Annotated in this window: 27 protein-coding genes; 15 read left to right on the forward strand and 12 right to left on the reverse strand. The window is 22.3% G+C overall.

The genetic code is table 11. From position 1 onward, the window contains the following. From GBZ86_RS03610 to GBZ86_RS03635, 6 genes are all read left to right on the forward strand, one after another. Positions 1-1,634 (forward strand): phage tail tape measure protein (locus GBZ86_RS03610; protein ID WP_152887824.1); only part of this gene is annotated, 1,634 nt, incomplete at its 5' end. A 2-nt stretch (positions 1,635-1,636) separates the two neighbouring features. After that, positions 1,637-2,335, forward strand: a complete 699-nt coding sequence (locus tag GBZ86_RS03615; protein ID WP_152887826.1) for a phage distal tail protein — start codon at positions 1,637-1,639, stop codon at positions 2,333-2,335. A gap of 305 nt (positions 2,336-2,640) precedes the next feature. Further along, the gene (locus GBZ86_RS03620) at positions 2,641-3,555 is read left to right on the forward strand and encodes a hypothetical protein (protein WP_152887828.1); all 915 of its coding nucleotides are present in this window, start codon (positions 2,641-2,643) and stop codon (positions 3,553-3,555) included. Then, the gene (locus tag GBZ86_RS03625) at positions 3,552-3,749 is read left to right on the forward strand and encodes a hypothetical protein (protein ID WP_152887830.1); all 198 of its coding nucleotides are present in this window, start codon (positions 3,552-3,554) and stop codon (positions 3,747-3,749) included. The genes GBZ86_RS03620 and GBZ86_RS03625 overlap by 4 nt, the downstream gene beginning before the upstream one ends. A 401-nt stretch (positions 3,750-4,150) precedes the next feature. After that, positions 4,151-4,366 carry a hypothetical protein gene (locus GBZ86_RS03630; RefSeq protein ID WP_152887832.1) on the forward strand — a complete coding sequence of 72 codons (216 nt, stop codon included), beginning with the start codon at positions 4,151-4,153 and terminating at the stop codon, positions 4,364-4,366. A gap of 196 nt (positions 4,367-4,562) precedes the next feature. Beyond that, positions 4,563-4,808 (forward strand): hypothetical protein, encoded by a 246-nt coding sequence (locus tag GBZ86_RS03635; RefSeq protein WP_152887834.1) that lies wholly within the window; start codon positions 4,563-4,565, stop codon positions 4,806-4,808. A gap of 261 nt (positions 4,809-5,069) precedes the next feature. On the opposite strand, the gene GBZ86_RS03640 is transcribed toward GBZ86_RS03635, so the two are convergent. The 6 genes from GBZ86_RS03640 to GBZ86_RS16975 form a co-directional block, all read right to left on the reverse strand. Continuing rightward, positions 5,070-5,381 (reverse strand): hypothetical protein, encoded by a 312-nt coding sequence (locus GBZ86_RS03640; protein WP_152887836.1) that lies wholly within the window; start codon positions 5,379-5,381, stop codon positions 5,070-5,072. A gap of 217 nt (positions 5,382-5,598) precedes the next feature. Then, entirely contained in the window at positions 5,599-6,438 is an 840-nt protein-coding gene (locus GBZ86_RS03645) for a tyrosine-type recombinase/integrase (protein WP_327443932.1), read from the reverse strand. A gap of 406 nt (positions 6,439-6,844) precedes the next feature. After that, positions 6,845-7,006, reverse strand: coding sequence for a hypothetical protein (locus GBZ86_RS16965; protein WP_170272146.1), 162 nt, complete (start codon positions 7,004-7,006; stop codon positions 6,845-6,847). A gap of 22 nt (positions 7,007-7,028) precedes the next feature. Continuing rightward, positions 7,029-7,565: a hypothetical protein gene (locus GBZ86_RS03650; RefSeq protein WP_152887838.1), complete on the reverse strand. Its 537-nt coding sequence runs from the start codon at positions 7,563-7,565 to the stop codon at positions 7,029-7,031. A gap of 232 nt (positions 7,566-7,797) precedes the next feature. After that, positions 7,798-7,965 (reverse strand): hypothetical protein, encoded by a 168-nt coding sequence (locus GBZ86_RS16970; protein WP_170272147.1) that lies wholly within the window; start codon positions 7,963-7,965, stop codon positions 7,798-7,800. 39 nt (positions 7,966-8,004) lie between these two features. Continuing rightward, positions 8,005-8,163, reverse strand: coding sequence for a hypothetical protein (locus tag GBZ86_RS16975; RefSeq protein ID WP_170272148.1), 159 nt, complete (start codon positions 8,161-8,163; stop codon positions 8,005-8,007). 178 nt (positions 8,164-8,341) lie between these two features. Between GBZ86_RS16975 and GBZ86_RS03655 the strand changes: the two genes are divergently transcribed. After that, on the forward strand, positions 8,342-8,707 hold the full coding sequence (locus GBZ86_RS03655) for a helix-turn-helix domain-containing protein (protein WP_170272149.1): 366 nt from the start codon (positions 8,342-8,344) through the stop codon (positions 8,705-8,707). Between the two features lie 21 nt (positions 8,708-8,728). On the opposite strand, the gene GBZ86_RS18390 is transcribed toward GBZ86_RS03655, so the two are convergent. Continuing rightward, a complete protein-coding gene (locus tag GBZ86_RS18390; protein ID WP_268817428.1) occupies positions 8,729-8,860 on the reverse strand; it encodes a hypothetical protein in 132 nt (43 codons plus the stop codon). Positions 8,861-9,046: 186 nt separating this feature from the next. On the opposite strand from GBZ86_RS18390, the gene GBZ86_RS03660 reads away from it, so the two are divergent. Then, positions 9,047-9,241, forward strand: a complete 195-nt coding sequence (locus tag GBZ86_RS03660) for a helix-turn-helix domain-containing protein (protein ID WP_152887843.1) — start codon at positions 9,047-9,049, stop codon at positions 9,239-9,241. 668 nt (positions 9,242-9,909) lie between these two features. On the opposite strand, the gene GBZ86_RS03665 is transcribed toward GBZ86_RS03660, so the two are convergent. The 4 genes from GBZ86_RS03665 to GBZ86_RS03675 all read right to left on the reverse strand — a co-directional run bounded on the left by GBZ86_RS03665 (position 9,910) and on the right by GBZ86_RS03675 (position 14,982). After that, a complete protein-coding gene (locus GBZ86_RS03665) occupies positions 9,910-12,285 on the reverse strand; it encodes a DEAD/DEAH box helicase family protein (RefSeq protein ID WP_152887844.1) in 2,376 nt (791 codons plus the stop codon). A 344-nt stretch (positions 12,286-12,629) separates the two neighbouring features. Further along, on the reverse strand, positions 12,630-12,800 hold the full coding sequence (locus tag GBZ86_RS16980) for a plasmid mobilization protein (RefSeq protein ID WP_170272150.1): 171 nt from the start codon (positions 12,798-12,800) through the stop codon (positions 12,630-12,632). Between the two features lie 973 nt (positions 12,801-13,773). After that, positions 13,774-14,049 carry a hypothetical protein gene (locus GBZ86_RS03670; RefSeq protein WP_152887846.1) on the reverse strand — a complete coding sequence of 92 codons (276 nt, stop codon included), beginning with the start codon at positions 14,047-14,049 and terminating at the stop codon, positions 13,774-13,776. 12 nt (positions 14,050-14,061) lie between these two features. Next, a complete protein-coding gene (locus tag GBZ86_RS03675; protein WP_152887848.1) occupies positions 14,062-14,982 on the reverse strand; it encodes a ParM/StbA family protein in 921 nt (306 codons plus the stop codon). A gap of 660 nt (positions 14,983-15,642) precedes the next feature. Between GBZ86_RS03675 and GBZ86_RS03680 the strand changes: the two genes are divergently transcribed. Next, positions 15,643-16,659 carry a DnaD domain-containing protein gene (locus tag GBZ86_RS03680; protein WP_152887850.1) on the forward strand — a complete coding sequence of 339 codons (1,017 nt, stop codon included), beginning with the start codon at positions 15,643-15,645 and terminating at the stop codon, positions 16,657-16,659. A 586-nt stretch (positions 16,660-17,245) separates the two neighbouring features. Here GBZ86_RS03680 and GBZ86_RS03685 read toward each other — a convergent pair. Beyond that, a complete protein-coding gene (locus GBZ86_RS03685; RefSeq protein WP_152887852.1) occupies positions 17,246-17,623 on the reverse strand; it encodes a helix-turn-helix transcriptional regulator in 378 nt (125 codons plus the stop codon). Between the two features lie 558 nt (positions 17,624-18,181). Between GBZ86_RS03685 and GBZ86_RS03690 the strand changes: the two genes are divergently transcribed. From GBZ86_RS03690 to GBZ86_RS03715, 6 genes are all read left to right on the forward strand, one after another. Then, complete coding sequence (locus GBZ86_RS03690; RefSeq protein WP_152887853.1) at positions 18,182-18,388, forward strand: hypothetical protein; 207 nt, start codon at positions 18,182-18,184, stop codon at positions 18,386-18,388. Between the two features lie 223 nt (positions 18,389-18,611). Next, positions 18,612-19,154 (forward strand): hypothetical protein, encoded by a 543-nt coding sequence (locus GBZ86_RS03695; protein WP_152887855.1) that lies wholly within the window; start codon positions 18,612-18,614, stop codon positions 19,152-19,154. 250 nt (positions 19,155-19,404) lie between these two features. Continuing rightward, positions 19,405-19,950 (forward strand): site-specific integrase, encoded by a 546-nt coding sequence (locus GBZ86_RS03700; protein ID WP_152887857.1) that lies wholly within the window; start codon positions 19,405-19,407, stop codon positions 19,948-19,950. 262 nt (positions 19,951-20,212) lie between these two features. Next, positions 20,213-20,617 carry a DUF3775 domain-containing protein gene (locus GBZ86_RS03705; RefSeq protein ID WP_152887859.1) on the forward strand — a complete coding sequence of 135 codons (405 nt, stop codon included), beginning with the start codon at positions 20,213-20,215 and terminating at the stop codon, positions 20,615-20,617. A 66-nt stretch (positions 20,618-20,683) separates the two neighbouring features. Further along, positions 20,684-20,899 (forward strand): hypothetical protein, encoded by a 216-nt coding sequence (locus tag GBZ86_RS03710; RefSeq protein ID WP_234885112.1) that lies wholly within the window; start codon positions 20,684-20,686, stop codon positions 20,897-20,899. A 9-nt stretch (positions 20,900-20,908) separates the two neighbouring features. Next, positions 20,909-21,205: an HNH endonuclease gene (locus GBZ86_RS03715; protein ID WP_152887861.1), complete on the forward strand. Its 297-nt coding sequence runs from the start codon at positions 20,909-20,911 to the stop codon at positions 21,203-21,205. Positions 21,206-21,442: the final 237 nt, after the last annotated feature.

The following is a 21,442-nucleotide window of genomic DNA, read 5'->3' on the forward strand; positions in this document are numbered from 1 at the left end:
CAGGAAAAACCTTACCTGAATTAATGAAAAGTGGAAAATCCCTTGGGGATGTATTAAATAGTATGAATGACTATGCTAAGAAAAATAATAAATCCTTAGCAGATATGTTTGGAAGTGCTGAAGCAGGAAAAGCAGCTCTTGTAATAGCTGAAAATGGTGGTAAAGATTTTAATAATATTCTTAATCAAATGAATAATAGTGTTGGTGCTACAGATACAGCCTTTAAAAAAGTTAGTGCCACTACAGGAAACCAATTAAAGATAGCATTAAATGATGGTAAAAATGCCTTAATAGGTTTTGGTGATGTGATAGCCCCCTTTATATCAGTGGCTTCAAAAGGAATTTCAACAGTAACAAAAGGCTTTGAAGGATTATCTCAAAATCAAAAGAAATTTGTGGTGGGAGTAGGTTCTTTATTTGTAGCCACTAATTTAGCCTTAAGTGGATTTGGTAAATTTACTAAGGGAGTTAAAGGAAGTTTAAAAGTATTAAAAGATCTTCCCACTAATACTAGAAAATCCATTAAATCCATAAAAGACTTTAGTAAAAGTATAGGTAATGGATTTAAGAATGTAGGTAAATTTTCTAAGTCAGTTGGTAAGATAGGATGGCAAGGTATTAGTAAAGGGGCATCCTTAGCAAGTAAAGGAATTAAAAACCTTGGTAGAGGATTATTAACAGGAGCTAAAGCAGTGGGAAGATTTACTTTAAGTCTTGCAAAAATGATAGTTCAATTAACTATTGCAGGAGCAAAAATTGCTTTTAATACTGCTAAGTTAATAGCTCAAAAAATAGCCTTAATTGCTACCACTGTAGCTACTAAAGCCATGGAACTTGCACAAGCAGCACTGAATTTAGTTATGAGTTTAAATCCAATTACCATAATTATAGGTTTATTAGTTGCTTTAGGTGCCACCTTTGTAATTCTTTATAATAAATGTGAATGGTTTAGAAATGGAGTTAATGCAGTTTGGAATGGAATAAAAACAGTGTTTTCATCCTTTGCATCTTTCTTAAAGGGAGCATTTACAAGAGATTGGACCCAAAGTCTTGGACTTTTAGGAGTTCCACTAAATCAATTATTTTCAGTAATTGGATCAGTGTGGAGTGGTGTAAAAGGAGTTTTCAATGGAGTTCTTCAATTTCTACAAGGGGTATTCACTGGAAACTGGCATATGATATTTAGTGGTCTTGGAAATATAGTTAAATCTATCTTTGGAGCCTTAGGTGGAATAATAAAAGCTCCAATAAATGCAGCTATAAGTGGTATCAATTGGGTTATATCTAAAGTTAATGGTTTAAGCTTTGATGTGCCTTCTTGGGTTCCAGGAGTTGGTGGTAAGCATTTTGGAATTAATTTACCTTCTATTCCTGCCCTTGCTGAAGGTGGAATAGTAACTAAATCAACCCTTGCATTAGTGGGAGAAGGAAAAGAACATGAAGCAGTTATTCCCTTATCAAAGTTAGATAAATTAGTAACTAATAGCTTACAAAAGGTATTAAAAAATAAAGAGACCTCCACTAATAAACAGGAAGTTTACATAATAAAAAATTATTTAGATGGGGAAGAAATAAGTAATTATACCTATAGAAAAGTTAATAATAAATTAGTTATGGCCTGTAGAAGGAGATAAAAATGTTAATTAATAATATAGATATTTCTAAGTTTAATGCAAAACAATTAATAGTAGATATTCAACCAAGTAATATTATTTTAGAAAAGGAATGGGGAAAAAAATCCTTAAAACCAATTTTTATAGATTCCAATATATACTTTAAAAACTTAAAGATAACCTTATATTTCCATGGAAATGATAGACAAGACATTTTGACTAATATAAGTAACCTAATAAGTTTATTAAAAGCAGAAAGTACATTAACCTTAGATGGATATAAAAATAAATTTATTTCATTTTTAATAAATAGTAATATTGAAAAAACCATAAGAAAAGATAGATATAAATTAAACTTAGAATTTGATAGTTATGAGGTTTCAGATTTTATAGAAGAAACTTTAAATAGAACTACTATGAAAACAATAAATATAAAAGGAAATTTAGAAACATCATGTATAGTAGAAATTACTCCAATAGTAGATATTATAGATATAAAAATTGAAGGTTTATCAGAGGAGCCTATTATAATTAAGAACTTAGAAAAAAATAAAACCTTAATCTTACATGGAATAGATGGAACTATAACTGTAGATGGAATAAATAAATTTTATGATGCAGACCTTTGGGAGTTTCCAAGATTAAAGATAGGAAGTAATAATATAAAAGTTTCAAGAAATGATTGTAATATAAAAATAAAATATAAAAGTAGATATATTTAAAAAATATAAATAAAATAATAGTTGAAATTAAAAAGTGTAGTAATTATATATATAATTTTGATAAAACAAAACGGAATTTAGTTCATTAAATCTTGAAATATACTATGTTTTAATTATTAAGAAATCTGATATTATAATTAATAAGAGGATACAGCCATATATGTAAAAACCAATCATTTTATGTTAATAGTTATAAATATAAGTATTTATTATGTATTTTAAAATTATTTACAATAAGTTATTGTTTTTACATATATGGCTGTGCTTTCTATAATATATTAATCAAATAGATGAGGTATTGGTAGATGAATAGAGGAATAAAAAATGAAAATATTGAAAATTTAAAGAGAATATTTAGTAAATCTATTTTAGAATATATAAAAATATCAAATGAAAAAAATAAAGAAATAGGAAAAAAGTTAAAAGTTCGTATTCCACAAGAGTTTTTAGAAGCTATGAAAAATGGAGAGCTAAACTTAATGAAGAGCAAAACAGGAGAGATATTACCTAATATTGTAGATGATAAAAATAAAATAGTTAAGCAAATTAGGTTAGAGGAGGTAAAAGAAGATTTAAATAATACAGATATAAATAAATTAGGAGAATATGTGCTTGAACAAAAATTAGATGCTATTAAAGATCAATTAGAATGTATAATGATTGTTGTTGAAGATATAGAAAAAGGGCAAAAGAATGATCGTTATGCAAAAGTAGATGGCGCTAAAAATGATATTAAACAATCTTTATTAGAAGATAATTTAGATATAAAAAATAATTTGCAAAGTTTGGCTCAATCAAAATTAAATGAAGTAATAGAAGTTTTAAGTAAAGAAATTAATGATGGAATTGAATTTTTTAATGAATGGGAAAAAAGAAGTTTTATTGAAAAGAATATTGTAAGTGTAAAATTTTCAACATGGAATATAAATAGAAAATTCAATAAAATTTGTGAGGATTATTTATATTTTAATCGTGCAAAATCATTATTAATAAATTTAAAAACAAGTCAAGGAATGCATGAATATAAAATAAACCAAATTATAGAAGATTTAATTGAAATGGATATTAAGTTGCAAGAAATAAATATTTCAAATTGGCTTGCACCTAAAAATGATAGTAATGAGTGGCAATATACATTATTAGGGAAGAAAGAATATAAAAATGAATTAATAATAGAATATGATATGACAGAATTTATGAAAGAGGGTATTAAAATTTGAAAATAACTTGTAGTAAAAAAAATTGTCAAAATGAAGCATTAGATGGTAAAAAATTTTGCAATTACCATCAATCTAAAAATGAAAATACAAAAAAATTAATTATGAATATAGGTGGTGCCGTAGCAACACTTGCAATAGCAATTATATCAAGAAAAAGTAGCAATACAGATACAGATAATGTTGAAGAATGTTAATAGAATAAACCAATATATTGTAAATTATAAAATAGTTTTTTAATATAAATATTTAGTATGGTGGTAAGTATTATTAAATATTAGTTTTATGAGACACATTAAAATCAAATAAAACATTTCTTAAATAGCTTAAATTAGCAAACAAAAATGTCTCATTAGATTATATAGTTTAATGAGACATTTTATATTTATCAAAAAAAGAATTAGAATAATTTTATTTAAAAAGGATTTAAAATATTTAGAGCTAATAATATATTTAACGTTATATTCTTACAAGTTAACAACATATATTGTTATGATGTATGATATTAACATAAGTATTTGTATTATTAGTAAAATTAAAAATAATAAATATTAAGCTAAAATAAATGAAAAATACTAGTTAAGGAATGTGAAATTTTATGAATAAAAAACTTACTAAAAAAGAATTAGTTAAATTAGTTAATCAAATTAGATATCCTAAACAAGGTGAAACTAGTGAATTATTAGATGAAAAATTAATTATTATTGAACAAAATGTTTTAGACCCTGAAATTTGTGACTTAATATTTTTGACAGATCTTTCTGATGAAGAAGTTATAGAAAAGGCTTTACAATATAAAGCTATAATATTATAAAGCACTACTTAGAATTACTTTAGTAGTACTTTAATGTTTTTTAAGGTATACCTTTAATAACATTAAAGTGTTACTTTAAAAATTATATATTTATCTCACAAATTATATTTTTAAAATACTCATAATTAATTCTCCATATATTTTATAGTATTATATTTTTACAAGTTTATTTTTAATTTAAAGATGGAGGTTATTTATGGATAATAATATTACTAAAGGAATTATGGTAAGTGGTCTTTCATATGTATTAATACTATTGTTTGAATCTTTAATGAAAATTTTCAATTTAAATTCATCAATTGTTAATGTCTATACTTTGATAATCCATACTGCTTTATTAATAATAAAGCCTGTTTTATTATTAATACTTATTTATTTTAGTTGTAAAGCATTATCTATTATATTAAAAGCATGTTCAATATTTATTGAAAAAAATAAATAATTAAACAAAAAAAGTCTTATTTAAAGGCTTTTTGTTTTCTTTTTTATAAATTAGTATTACTTTATTTCTTCTTTTTTTCTGGAAAAGTTAAAGAGATAAAAGTACATGCTAATGTTAAATATATAAATCCCAATAAATTATTATTTTTAATAAAACCAAGTATACTAATAAATAAAAAACAAGCAATCAAAAAAATATTTAATTTCTGTAATTTAGTTAAATTTTTCATAAGTATATTCCTATCTTTTTATTTATAGTAGTTTAATATTTATTATTTTTAATCTTGCTAATAACACAAATACTTATATTAAGATCTTTAGCTATTACCCTATAAGATCTAGTATCTTTTTTTATTTGTTCAACCTCTTTATGTGAAAGCTTTTTACCTGTTTTTCTAGGTACTATACACATATTTTTCAAGTCCGTTTCTTCTTCATAAGCTTCATTTACACTAAAGTCATTTAAAAGTTCTTCAAAAGTATCATTGGAACAATATACTTTATCTTCAAAGCTTATTGAATTTTTAGGTATTAAATAATAATTATCTAACAACTCCTTTAAATTCTTCTCCATAGGTTTACCTCCTCAATGTGTTAACTTGTTACAAAATAACATTGTGTTAACATCTTACAATATAACATAACGTTATTTTCTAACTAAATAACGTTATGTTACTTTCTTACGATATAACATATATTTTTTTAATATCATACATTATAACAATATACTAAATGTTAACTTGTAAGAAAATAACAATATATATATTAGCTTTATAAATTAAAAATCCTTTTTAAATAAAATTATATTCTAAAGTTCTTTCTAATTCTTCTTTAGTTCTTTTGGTATATATAGCAGTGGTAGATATATTTTCATGTCCTAAATAGGTTTGTATTAAATCTAAACTCACGCCACTCTCTGCAAGTCTTTTTCCGAATAAATGACGTAATGAGTGTGGATGTGCTTTATTTTTGCTTATATGCCCTTTCTTAGCGTATTTTGATAACATTTGATTTATGGCTTGTCTTTTTAATGGTCCTCTGTATCCTGTGAATAATAGGGTATTATCTGTATTTAATCTATATTCTTTTATATATTCCTTTAAAATATTTTTTAATTGATTAGATAAAAATACTTCTCTGTATTTTCCACCTTTACCCTTAACAAATACATTTATTTTTTTAACATCATCAATTTTCAAGCTAAGTAACTCCGAAACTCTTAATCCTGTATTAGCTAATGTCATTATAATAGCCTTATCTCTATAATTATTTCTACATTGGTCTAATAGTCTTTTATATTCTCCTTCTGTAATAACATTATCTATATATATTTTCTTTTGGATCTTTACACATTTGCCATAACAATCTATTTCAAGAAATTTAAAATATTTATTTATAATAATAATTTTTCCATTGATAGTAGATGGTTTATAATTTTGTTTTTCTAAATAGCTTATATACATATTAAGATTTTTCTGTATAACTGAATGATCTAAATTTTTTATATCAATATCTTCTTTGAATTTTATAAAATTACAAAACTGTTTAAGATCACTAGCATACTTATTTACTGTTTTTTTATTTAATCCTTTTTCAAGTTCTTTATTTAAAAAATCTTTAATATATATCACCTCTTTTTTAATATTAGGCTACACTTGTATAAAATTTTGTAACTTTTCTTTTATAGTAATTAATATTTATTTTTCTTATATTTTCTCTTACTTTCTTTTTAAATCTATAAACTTTAATTATTCTCAATTAATAACACATTTTTTCAATTACCAATTCAAAATTTCCATTTTATTTTTGAACAAAAAAAACTATTTAATATATAGATTTATCACCTTTAAATTTCTTGATTTTCTGATACACCTAATTTATTAAATAGTTCTATATATAATTTATTTTTATATATCTTTATTTTTAATTATAGCCTGTCTATTTTAAGATTTAATTTATTTATCATATATTTTTATTTATAATATATAAGTCTTTTTAAAAGGCTTTCTAGTGTATTTTAAATATATTAGTCAATTTTTAGTTTAATTCTAACAGTACACCATCTTTTCTCGCTCTATTTATCCAATATCTTTCATTAATCTCTTTAATTTTTTCTTTGTTATTTTTTCTATATTGCCTCATGTATTCCCTCATATATTCCTTTTTTGTTTTCTTTCCTAGTGCTTTATCATTATTCATTTTTAACGCTCCTTTAAATGCTTTATATGAATATAGTTTCAACTTCTAATAATATTCTTTTTAAATCTCTGTAAGCTGTTGAAGTTGCACCATAATAAAATTTATTTGCTATATATTTCATAGAATATTTTTCATTGTATTTCATTTCTAAAACTTCTTTATGTATAGAATTTTTACTCTTTAATTCTTCTAATCCTTCAGTAATAAAAGTAAGACTTGAATTAATATCATATATTTTATTTTCTGTTTCTATTGCCTCAACTATTTTATTCTCTAAAAGCTTTTCTAATCTATAATAAGCGTGTTCTATTTCTTCCTCTATTCCTTTTGGAGTGTTAGAACTTGAACCATTTTTATCATATCTCTGACAACTTAAATCAGTATTTAATTCTATTCTGCCAGTCTTTATTCTTTCTTTTAAATTCTCTATGTCATGATTTAAAGTCTTTAATTTCATTTTTAACATTTGAAATATTTTTTTATGCTCATAATATTCTATTATCTTATCTTCTATTTCTTTAAATTTATTATTAACTTCCTTTGATTTAGTATTAACCACTTTACCTACTCCCTATTATTTCATTTCTATATAAATTACCTTTTCTAAAATAATTACTTTTGCTTTTTTATCATATGCTTGTACAATTTTTATTTTTTCTTTAAAAGTCTTAAATGGTATTCCTAAAATAGTCATAATAATACTCCTAAATTTATATTTAACAATTTCATTAAATATAAATATGATTATTACAATGTTTTAAAGATTACAATAATCATATTTACATGTATTTTTAAGATGTAACAAGTTTAAAAAATTCTTTTAAGTTTACATTGTTATCTTTCTCTAAATTGCTTATAGCTTGTTGTAATGCCTCTGCATAAGATAAATTTTGTTTATTAAATACATTATTAATCGTTTCCATTAAAATTACGTTCAATATTTCATTATTATTTTTCATATAATACCAATCTAAAATATTTATTTTTTAATCCACTTATTAAATATGTATATCTTGTACTAATTGATTTAATAAACTATTTTGGTTTTTAACTATTGGTATAAACTCTAAAATTGCCATTATATAACCTTGTTGTTTTTCTGAAAGTTCTTTAAATTTTCCAATCATTTCTTTTAATTCAATCTCTTTATTTTGCATTGCTTCCTCCTAATGCTTTGACTTTGGCAAATCATTTTTAAGTACTTTGGATATATTTCTCAATCCTATGGTTTTATATTACATCTTTTATTTTCCGTTGTCAATACATAATATTCTTGTGGTAATTGACAAAGGAAACTTTATATTATATTATACAAATAATCGTGGAGGTAATACTATGAAAGAAAATTTAAGAAAATTAAGAGAAGATTTAGGATTAACACAAGCTGAAATGGCTGAAAAATTAAAAGTGTCTGTAACAACAATTTCAAGGTTAGAACTTGGGACAAGAACAATAACTGAAAGAATGATCTATCAAATTTGTAAAGAATTTAATGTATCACAAGAATGGTTTGAAACTGGCAAAGGAAATATGTATATAGATTTATCATTATCGGCTAATACTGAAATAGCAGCATTAATGGGTGAAGTATTAGCAAATGATGATGAGTTTTTAAAAAGAGTTTTTCTTACTTTTGCTAAATTATCAGATTCAGAAAGAAATGTTGTAAAAAAAATAATTGAACAATTACATAAAAAATAAAAAAATAGGATAAAAATTATCCTATTTTTTATTATTTCTATTCTTTTTCACAAAACTATCTATAAAACATTTTATTATTAATAACTTGTCGTAATTATCAATACTTTCTATAACTCTAATTATATCTTTTTTTAATAAATCAATATTTTTCATTAGTAAAATCTCCTAAATATATTAAATTAATCACTTGCAAGTTATATTTAAATTTTAGCATACATAATATTTTATGCTGATATATTTACGACAAATTAATTTATAATATAATATATTTGGAATAATTTATGACATTAATTAAAATTAAATTAAATTGTTTTAATATTTTGCATATAAGGGTTTATTATGATAAAAAAAGCTAGAATAAATAAAAATTTAACTCAAAAACAACTTGCAATAAGATTATTAGTAAGTCAAAGTTATATTTCAAATTTAGAAAATAAAAAAATCAACTCATTTAATATAGATAAAATAAAAAAAGTATCAAATATTTTAAATTTAAATACTACTGACGTTGTAAACTTTCTAATTTCCAATTAAAATTTCTACTAAATTATTTTTTTATATTATATTAAGCAAAAAATAACACGTTTTTTCATAGTGTAAAATAGGCTTAAAGCTTTATAGATACTATGTTGTAAGCACTTTTTAATTTCACCCAAAAATGAGTAAAAAATCTATGTTTTTGGGTGAACTTTTTTTGATAGTTTTATAGTATTTTTCTATATAAAATAGCCCTAGAAAATCAATTCTAAGGTATTATTTAACACTTATATATTTTTATATTCAGCTAAATATTATTCTATTTATAAAGCTATACAATGAAATATAAGTTGCTCCTATAAAATATTTTAGTAGGATAAAAAAATATATTATACTATCAATATTAAAACACTTATTACCTTTGGTATTTAAAATTAAACTAAGGAAATATTATGTTTTTATATGAAATATCAAATCTAAAAATTATTATTTCTCATTAAAATTTCTACTAAATTATTTTTTTATATTATATTAAGCAAAAAATAACACGTTTTTTCATAGTGTAAAATAGGCTTAAAGCTTTATAGATACTATGTTGTAAGCACTTTTTAATTTCACCCAAAAATGAGTAAAAAATCTATGTTTTTGGGTGAACTTTTTTTGATAGTTTTATAGTATTTTTCTATATAAAATAGCCCTAGAAAATCAATTCTAAGGCTATTTTTTTATTTTAATTTATATATTTTAAATTCTTTAGAACAATCATAAATCAATTCTATATTTTTAATAATATCTTTTTTATATTTATTAATCTTTACTGGCTTATCATTTTTATCATACCAACATTTTTCTTCATTATTCCAATAACCTTTTTCATAATTGATTATTTCAGCTAAGATAGTATTAATAGCTGTTTTCGTAACTATATTTCTATTCTTTATAAAACAATCACAATTCTTTCTAATTGAAATATAAATAATATCGCCTATTCCAGTAAAATCACCATTTAAATACAATTTATTATATATAGGATATTCTATTTCATTTACACGCTTTTTTATTAACAATGCTTTTTCTAAAGAATAAGCATTGTACATGTCAATTATATATTCAGCTTTTGATACTTCAATATTTTTATTGTCAATTAATTTAATCATATTAGATACTCTTTTATCTAATTTTTTTAATTTGCTTCTATGATTTTTAATCAAATTATTTATATCTGTATTGTTTAAACTTTCAAAGTTAATATTAAAATTGTATTTATTTATTAATAAAACAATATTATCATTATTATCAATAATTTTTTTTAAATCATTATTAAAGTTTTTAACATCTTCTTTTTCTTCTTTTTCCTTTGGTTTGTCAATTTCAACATAAGATAAATTTATGCTTTTTGCATTAATATCATCTAATAAACTTAGAATAAAATTATCATTATAATAATTGTTTTGCAAGTGTTGTTTTCTAGCTTTATTATAAACTTTAATAGAATCAATAGTCATTCTAGGGTTTATATTAAATTGATCTGTTTCAATTTTCAATAAATCTGCATAAGGTTTATACATATCATTACCACTTAATATATTCCAAACTGTTTTATATTCCTCAAAACTTTCACTATCATAATTATTAAACATATGCTCATTAAACATATCACAAGTTAATTTTGATAAACTCATATAACTATGTAAAAAAGAATTAAACTTAGATATAATACTATGTTTTTCAGTTTTATTTTTTATTGTATCTAATATTAAATAACCTTTATTCCCTTTTGTAGTTCTAACTCTTGCAAAACTTTGATTTATTGTAATATCATCTAAAGTGTTATTGCTTTCAATTAAAATAGTAGTTACATTATTATCATTTATATTTATGCCTGTATCAATTACGCTTGTACATAAAGTTATATCAGCTTTCAAAGTGCTTTCTTCAATTATCCCTTTATAAAAGTCTATTGTATCATTATTATCTTTTATGTCTGAATATATTAAAGCAACGTCTAACCCTTCACTTTTTAATTCTTTTTCTAATATCTTTAATTCATAGATATTATTATAAATAATAAGTTTTTTATTTTTTTCAGTTTTACAAAGTTCTTTTAAATACTTTCTTTTAACTTCTTTGTTACTATCAATTCTTTTTACATATAAATTTTCTAAGTTATATTTTTTTAATTTACGCTCAATACTAATATGATTTTTAATGTTATATACATCTTTACAAGCATTATAAAAATGTTCCGTATTAGCACTTGTAAATATATTGTATTTAGCATTAGCAATTAATTTTTCTATTTCTTTTACATTTCCTATAATATTTCTAGCTGATAATAATAAATGTGCCTCATCTATTATTAACATATAATTTGTTGATTTATCTAAAATAATTTCTCTATTTTCACTCATAAAATTAATATATTCTATATCCATTTGTAAATTAATTAAAGGGGCTTTATGTGAAGTTGCAACAATATGGCTTTCACAAGGTAATACACTATCATTTTTATAAAACCCTTTGTATTTATATGTGTGTTCTATTTCCTCTACTATGGAGGCTCTAGGTGTTATATATATAACCTTGTCAATTCCTAAATTCTTAAAATTCTCTTTAACTCCTTCAGCTAATGCCCTTGTTTTTCCTGTTCCAGTTCCTGCATTTAACAATATATTTTTATGTTGAATAACTTCATCTAAAACCACATTTAAAACTTCACTACAATATTCATTTACTTTAATAACTTTAGAAAATGTATTCTTTTTCTTAGGCTCATAATTAAATTCTTTATGTAAATTTGTTTTAAAAGTATCATCTATGAATTTATATACTTCTTTAAAATCAGTCATTCCCATAAAATTTCTTAAATAATAATCTATATAACCATAAGGTGTTACTGCTCCATTAGTACAGTTTTTAGTCCAACATCTAAAAATATTCTTTTGCCTATCAATACTAGAATTAAATTTCTTCTTTTTATGACTTGTCCCATGTATAGGACAAATTAAATCTCCTGTTTTATCTATTGTTATTCCATGCAATTTATAAATTACTTCTTCTATATTTATATTATTATTAAATTCTTTTACACTTGTTATCATTACTTGTATTCCTCCAAATTCTTGTGAATTCAATAGAAATACCTTATATTATTAAATTAAATCTTTTTTGCTCTTATTTATATTAAATTGTTAATTATATCTTTGTTTTTCTTTAAAACTGTTTACTTTTTTGCTAATAAAAGATAAACTTATATTATATTTATTTTTGATATATTTTTGAAAAAATTAATATAAAGTTTTAAATTTAAATATGCTATAATTAGTATAAATAAGGTTGTTAATATAAAGTATTCCTAGTGCTAAAGGGTATTTTAAATCTTATTTATGTGTTTCACTGTCCATACTGCAAATATGGACTTTTTTTTATGTTTAAATTTTAGATATTAATTAGTTTTATCAACATCTAATGTAATACAATATCTTATATAATCACTTGCTGTCATTCCTTTATTTTTAGCTAGTTCATTGATTTGTTTTTTTTCATCTTCAGTAAATCTAACTCTAATTTCTTTATTTCTATTTTTTCTTACAAGACAATTTTTCTCTAGTTCCATTTCTTCACCTCTTATTTATCTACAATTAACTTTGTAGTCCTTTTGTGTCGTAGACAATTTTAATTATACACTTGTTTTTCCATTATATCAATATTTTAGTTAAAACATATTAGATTTATCTTTACTGCACCCTTTTTAATGCACCCTTTTTGTTTTTGCACCCTTTTTGGGGTGCAATTTGTGTCTTTTATTCTTATATTTCCCAAGTTTTTTATATCAATAGAAATTAATATATGTTAAATGCTTTTAATATAGTTATTGTCTATGTTTAAAGCTTTTTTTGTTTCGTGTTAAATTCTGCTTTTGAAACTTATTTTTTTCTGTTTTGCACCCTTTTTTTTTGAGGGTGCACCCCCCCCTCTCACGTGAAAAGTCAAAATTTCTCTCTTGCCACTAGAATAACCCGACCGATAGGGGTACATATAAAGGCACTTTATTCTTTTAGGGGGCTATAAATTTTTATAAAAATTTATATTCTTTTTAGATGATCTGTTTTTTTAAGCTAAAAAATAGCAGCACCTATATACTTATATCTTTTTCAAAATAAAAAAATATTTTAAAAATTATTTTTATTTTTTTTATTAATTTTTTTAAAAAATATTTTTATAGAAATTATTTTTTATTTATATGTTTTATCTTAGATGTTTTTATATATTTTTGTTAACTTAAAAGTGTTAAAAAAATACTTAGGCATTTCAAAATAAGTGTAAATTAATTTATGTTTACAGACTATATTTACACTTATTTTAAACAAATTTGACTGTAATCCTAGGTACACCTTTTTTTACGTTTTATATTTTGCAAAACATAAAATCATTAAGTAATACTAATAATTACCCAATAAACACCAAGTAATTCTTAGTATTACTTGCATTTCTAAAAATTAATATCAAAGTAATTCTTAGAAATACTTAGTATTACTTAATATAAAAAAAGTGATACTAAGTATTATTTTAGCATCACTTTTTTTATATTAATCTGGCATACTACTAAAAGAATCATTTATTGAATTACTAATTGTATCATTTTCAATAAAATCTTCTTTTTTATAATCTTCTTTTTCAACATTTTGAAATCTAGCATTTTTTAATATATCTTTTATTTCTTCTAAATCAGTTCGCTTTGGTAACTCTATTAATATTATTCTTTCTAAAGCTGAGCTTAAACTTGAAAGCTTTTTAGCTTTTTGATATTCTTCAATTTTTTCTAATACATCTTCTTCCAAACTAAAAGTTCTTGATTTTTTCATTTGATTCACCTCTTATTTAAAAGTTCTAGTTCCAACTAACCATAATCCTTTAGCAGTTGCCATTTGAGCATCATCAACTCTTTTAAATCTACTATCAAATTTCATATTTAAAGACGTTCCACCAGCTATATAAATATCCATTTCATCTAAATTAACCCATTTATCTTCTATGTTTTGTTCTATATTTTCAGTAGCTATCTTATAAGCTTTTTCTTTTAAATCATTATAATCATCAGAAGTATCTATTTCATTTAAATCTTTTATTATATCTTTTTCTAATAGTTTATCTTTAATATTAGACATTACAGATCTATTACCAAATTCTAATGTTTCACTTTTTTTATCACTAAATTTCAAACCTTTTTCAAAGTAACTTAATTCAGTAGTTCTAAAACCAACGCTTACTAATCCAATTGGCTTATCATTAGAATTATTATTTCTTACTTGCCAATAAAGTGCTGAATCACCTTCTCTAAAAATACTAATGTCTTTAATTGTAATAGCTTTAATTCCACCATTAATTTTATCTTTTACTTTTATTATCTTACCTTTATAAGATTCTATAATTTCTGCTAAAACTGATTTTCTAAATGATTTATATGGAACTCCTAACATTATTTTAACTTCATCTTCTACTGCTAATTCACAAAGAGCTGCTGCCATTAGCATTTCTACTGTTTCAGAAACTTTACTATCTTTTGAATTTCTAATTAAAGTTTGACTTTCTTTTTCTGCAAGTAATCCTATAAACCAATCTTCTTCTTTATAATTAATCATCATTGGCTTTTCATAATTACTAAAATCTAAATTTCTACCTTCTCCAACAACAGATTTAAAAAGACATTCTTTAGTTAATCCATTAATTTCTGAATAACCTTTTACATATCCTCTACCAATATCTAATCCTATTATTTGTACTTGAGTTTTTGCCATTTTAAAAATACCTCCTAAATATATTAAATTTATTTTCAATGCTTTAATATTGTGTTTTCAATCTATATTTTTATTATATCTTTAATGCATTGTAATTTCAATATTTTAATCTTATTTTTACAATATATTTATTTGTATTATTATTTTCATTTTATTTTCATTTGATTTCCAATGCATTTATAAGTATAATCCAATGTAGATATTAATATATTATTCTGTATAATATTAATATTGGATTTCAAACTTATAAGCATTGTATTTTCAATATTATTATATAATTATCAATATAACCATTGAAAACTCAATTCTTATATTGATAATAGCTACACAATAAAACTTAATATATAAAAGAAATATTTTTTAGAAATAAAAGATATGTTTTAAAAATAAAACATAATTCATATACTTAGTATTGAAAATAGAAAAATAAAATAGTATAATTTAGATAAAATAAAACAGGATAAAACAAAAACTCCATTATTAGTAAGCCGATCAAAACAATACTAACAATGGAGTTGAAAGAAGCCCTCTATAGCTTCATACTTATAGAATTTATTTTAATTATAAATTTTATATTTAATTAAGTCAATAGTTAAATTATGTATTTTATTATGTAAGCTTCTTTCTTATTTGTTTTATGAATATGGAAGGAGCTTTTTTATGATGAAAAATATACTTATGGAAATAAAAAATTTAGGTATTATAGGTAATGTAATAGATAATGGATGGATAGAAAATTTAAAATATGAAAATGGAAAACCTAATATGAATGCTATTATGATTTTATCTGAAATAATTTACTGGTATAGACCTACCGAAATGAGAGATGAAGTAACTGGAGCAGTAATTGGGTATAAGAAAAAATTTAAAGCTGATAAACTTCAAAAAAGTTATGAATCTTTAGGTGAAAGATTTGGAATTTCTAAAAGACAAGCAAAAGCAGCAATAGATTTTTTAATTGAAAAAAATTTAATTAATAGAGAATTTAGAACAATTACTATAGGAGAAATAGTTTATAATAATGTAATGTTTTTAGAACCAGAAATACTTGAAATCAAGAAGATAACAGGTGTTAATAGATTTATAGAAGATGAAACTTTTATAGAAAAAGATATGAATGAAAATACCCTATTACAATCAAATGTAGGAGGGGTCATACAATCAAATGTACCACCCTCTTACAATCAAATGTACCACCCTCCTACAATAGAATGTAAGACAAATACAAAGACTACAACAGAGATTACAACAGAGATTACAAAAAGTAGTAGTAGTACGCAATCTAATTGGAATAAATTAACAAATATTTATTTTGAATTATTTGAAAAAAAACTAACACCGTATATGAAAACTAAAATTAATATATACATAGAAAAAACTAGTCTAGATTTTGTAATAGCAATATTGGAGTATTGTATAGAACATAATGCTAAAACACATAGTTATTTCTTTAAAACTTTGGACAATCTTATAAAAAGAAACATTAAAACAATAACTGATTTAGAAGTATCAATAACAAAATTTAATAAAGATATTGAAAATAAAAAGAAAATAACTAATAGATCTTCAAGCTCTAATAAAAATAATAATAGTAAAACAATTAATTTTACTAATTATAGTCAACGAGAATATGATTATGATGCTTTAGAAAAACAATTACTTGGTTGGGATGATTAAAAATATATATTCTATAATTAATAGAGTATATGTTTTGTATAAAGTAGCCTTAAAATTAATAAAATTAAGATTTAAGAGGTTTTTAGATGAATAATAGTATCAATTTACCTTTTAAATATAAAATGCTTTAAAATTCATTTTAATTTAAGAAATAAAAAATTAAATATATTTTTATAAAAGATAAAATTTAAATGATTTAAAATAAAACTATGACTTTTTAGTAAATTAAATTTTCAAATTATTATTTTAAAATTTTTAAAAAGATGTTAATTCTAATTTGTTATAAAAAACAATTTAATTTTATGATATTGTTAATTAGCAATGAATAAAAAATACAAAATTTGTATCAATAGGATAATTATATTTTTTGTGTAAATAAGAGGAGTTAAATATGTGTTTACTTATTCATTAAAATAGTCTAAAATAATATAGAACGTAAGTTCTAACAAAAGATTAGGTTAGGTGGTTTTATGATGGGTAAAGGCGATATATTAATAAAAAGAGAAATTATAGAAATATTAGAAAATACATTAAGTGAAATAAAACAAAAGATTAAACTTATCAAAAAAACAAGCTAGTTAATTTTCTAGCTTGTTTCATCTTCTAAATATCTTATTTCTAATTCTTTTTGTAATAGTAAAATAAATTTATCACGATATTTTTCTGGAATTCTACCATCCTTTTTTATAACTCCAGCTTCATGTAGAGCATCTGCTAAAATTAAAAGAGAGCTCATTTCTGGAATTTCTGTTTCTTCTATATTTTTTTCATCAATCCAAAAAGTCATTGGTTTATTAGTAACTTTTGAAAGTTTGTATAGAAAATCTAATGATCCAGGGATAAGACCATTTTCTATTTGACTTAAAGTACTTCTTCCTACTCCAAGATTTTCTGCAAGTTCCCCTTGTTTAATATTAGAATCTTTTCTATATTGTTTTATTCTTTGTCCTAAAATGTTTTCCATTTTTAAATTCTCCTTTATTTAAAACTCTTATTAAAACTTGTATATAGAGACTTTATTAATTATAAAATAACATTTTTTATGTCTGAAAACAATACAAATAAATTTGTTTTTAAAACCTAAGTTAATTTAAAAGCTATTTAATGTTAGATAATAAAAAAGTTAGTTTTTAAAAGCAAAAAAGAGTTATTTATTTTAAAAGCTATTTTATACCAATGTTATTTATTTTAAAAATGTTTTAAAATAATACATAATAAGATAAAAGGTTTTATATTTAGAAAATAACAAAATAAAAAGTATTGTATTAAAATTTTGTTTATAAATTAATTTGATTGTGGAATAAGCATTTTAACAGTGTTTGATAAGGAGATTAATATTTAATAAAAGATAAAATCAATAAAAAGTTTAAAATACATATGTTTATATTCAAAACATAAGAGTTTTTGAAAGGAGCAATAAATTAAATGAATAACAAAAAGAAAGAACTAAAAGCAAATCTTTTTAAAGAAGTTACACGACTGCTTAATGAAATAAATCAAAAAAAACAGGAGAAAAATTTCAATGATTGATAATATGTATAAAAATAATTTAAAAAATGAAGTATTATTAAGTGAAATATTAACTCAAACAGTTGCAAATGTATTTAAAAATCCTAAGTTATCTTATTTTAATGCTTTACAAAAAACAATAAGTAGTTTAGAAGAAAAAAATAGAGTGAAAGTAAAAGATCTATTTAATCAATTAACTAAGGAAATAACATTAATATAAATAAAATAGTTTAGATTATAGGAAGTGTTAATATGAATATTTTAGGAATACCATTTAAATCTTTTAAAGAAAAGATAAGAATAGTACAAGCTTATGAAAAAAAAGCAAAAGTAATTATATTAGAAAAAATAGTTTATATAGAAATGAAATAAATGTAATGCTTTATGTATGATTATTAAAGGAAATTATACATAAAGCATTATTTGAAAAGGAAGTGGAATGCTTGGATACAACAAAAATAAATGAAATAGAAGAAGCTATTATAAAGTATTATGAAGATAAAAAATTTCTAGAGTTATTAAAAATAAGATTAAAAATTTTAAATAGCAATATTAAGGAATTAAAAGAAAAAATAAATTCAGGAAAAATAGAATTTAATATAGATATTAAAGCTCAAAATTATGATTCTATTGGATCTAGTTCAAATGAAAGTCATGGGATAGAAGTAGAAATAGAAAAAGCATATTTAAGGTTAGAAAATTTATTAGAAAGAAAAAAAATTGAAGTAATTGAAATTGAAAATAAAATTTTTGATATTAAAACTAAAGTTGATTGTATAACTGAAATTTTAACATGCCAAGTTGGATTAAATTCAAAATTAAATGAAATGTTAGACTTAAGATATAATAGAAAATATTCTATGAAAGATATAGCTAATAAATTCTATGCAGGAGCTATTGCAACAGCTTATAGAGATAGGGATAGAGTATTAGAGTTAGTTGAAGCAATAGTAAGATTATATGGAAAAGATATATTAGAAATATAAAAAATGATAGAAAAGTGATAAAAATATGATAAAAAAGTGATAGAAAAGTGATAAAATTTTGATAGAAAACTGATAAAAAAGTGATAGAAATGTGATAAAAAAATGATAAAAAAATGATAATTTTTAGTCAAAAAATATGGTATAATTATTATAGTGAAAAAAATAAATAACCTCTTTGGTGAGGGATTACATAAAAGGAACTTTGAAGAAATTCAAGGTTCTTTTTTATTTTAAAGAAGGTGAAAAATGAATGAACTTTGTAGAACCAATAAGGGATAAACAGAAAGTGAAAGATATACAAGAATATTTAAGAAGAATAAATGAAAGAGATTATATTATGTTTATAACAGGAGTTTATTCAGGATTAAGAATATCAGATATTATAAAGTTAAAAGTATCAGATGTTAAGAATAGAAAATATGTATATATAAGAGAAACGAAAACTAAGAAACAAAATATAATAGCGTTAAATAAATTATTAATAAAAGAATATAAATGGTATTGTGAAGATAGAGCATTAGATGAGTATTTAATAAAATCAAGAGAATCAAAAAATAAACCAATAAGTAGACAAAGAGCATATCAAATAATTAGAGAAGTAGCAAAAAGTTTTAATGTTGAAAATTTAGGAACACATACACTAAGAAAAACCTTTGGATATCATTATTATAATAAAACAAAAGATGTTGCTACATTAATGAAATTATTTAATCATAGTGATCCATCAATAACACTTAAATATATAGGTGTAGTTCAAGACAGTCTTAATAAAGCAAGACAAGATTTTTCAATTTAAATATTTTTTTATGTATATAGTTTTACATAATGAGGGTATGTTAAACTGATATTTTTAAAATCTATTCTAAGGTGCATTATATAAATGCTTGAAAGGGATTAAGTGAGTTTAACACAATATGACATATGTCAAATTAATCTATATAGGAATATTTATAATTTTTAAAAAGAATTTTGTAGTTTATAATTTTTTATATTAAAGGAATTTTACATGTATATATAGAATTTATATTTGGAAAAATTACTTTAAGGAGGAGATATTAATGCTACAAAATAATATTAAAAATTTTAAAAAATTAATAGAGTTAGCTGAAAAAAACAGATTAGAATACGAAAAAGATATGTGTGATGGAATAATTATAAGTGATTTAAATGTAGATAGTATAGATGAATTAAGTAAAAAAAGTTCTACAGAAAAAGAATTACAAGAATTATTAGAATCACTAGATTTTGAATCTATAAGCAATGTTTGTTCAATAATGTATTTAGGTAGAGATAGAGATTATAATAAATTAGATTCACCAGAAGAAATATTAAGAAAGCAAAAAAAATATATTGATAAAACTATGGGCTATAATAAAGATATTATGATAGATATGATTACTGAAAAGGTTCCATTAGATAAATATTTAAGAAGTGGATTTGATATATTGGGTATAAATATTTAAAAATATAAGGACTCTCTAATTTTAAGGAGAGTTCTTTTTATTTTACCTGGAAAGGTGGTGATAGTAATGAAAGCTAAGGTTAGAAAATTAGTAATGCTTACTAAATGGAATGAAAAGAATGATATGGTTTGTGGTTGTTTATTAAGTAATCCATTATGTAGTAGATGTAAGGATTGTGAAGAGTTAGAGGTTACTATTAATCCTTATGAAGATATAGAAGAATGTTTAAAAAATCAAAGAGCTTATAAAAGAATTCAAGGATCATTAAGACAGAAGTCATAGGAGGTTATTATGTTTAAAGATATTCCAAGTGATGAAGAAGTTAATAAGTTTTATAAATCTTATACCTGGGTTAAGGTTAGAAAAAAAGTTATGCTAAGAGATAATAATGAATGTCAAAGATGCAAGGAGCAAGGAATGTTTTCCATTGGTCAATGTGTTCATCATAAAAAAGAATTAAAAAAGCATCCAGAGTTAGCTTTGGATATTAATAATTTAACCACTTTATGTAATAAATGCCATAATATTGTTCATGAAAAGGGTGCACCCAAAAATAAGAGAAAATGTCTAACTGAAGAGCGTTGGTAAGTAGCCCCCCATGTCTAAAAAATGGCTTGTTTAAAGGGCTGTAACGGTCGGGGTTACCTAGTGGCAAGAGAAAGATTTTAATTTCTTACATGAGGGGGGGTGCACCCTATAAAAAAAGGGTGCAAAAAAGTGATTTTTTTAATTATAAAAATAGAAAAGAGGTGGTGATTTTGAATGAAAGAGAAACATTAACAATTAGCGAAAAGGCACATAATGACTACATTAACGGAATGAAGT

Source organism: Clostridium tarantellae, assembly GCF_009295725.1.
Classification (GTDB): Bacteria; Bacillota; Clostridia; order Clostridiales; family Clostridiaceae; genus Sarcina; species Sarcina tarantellae.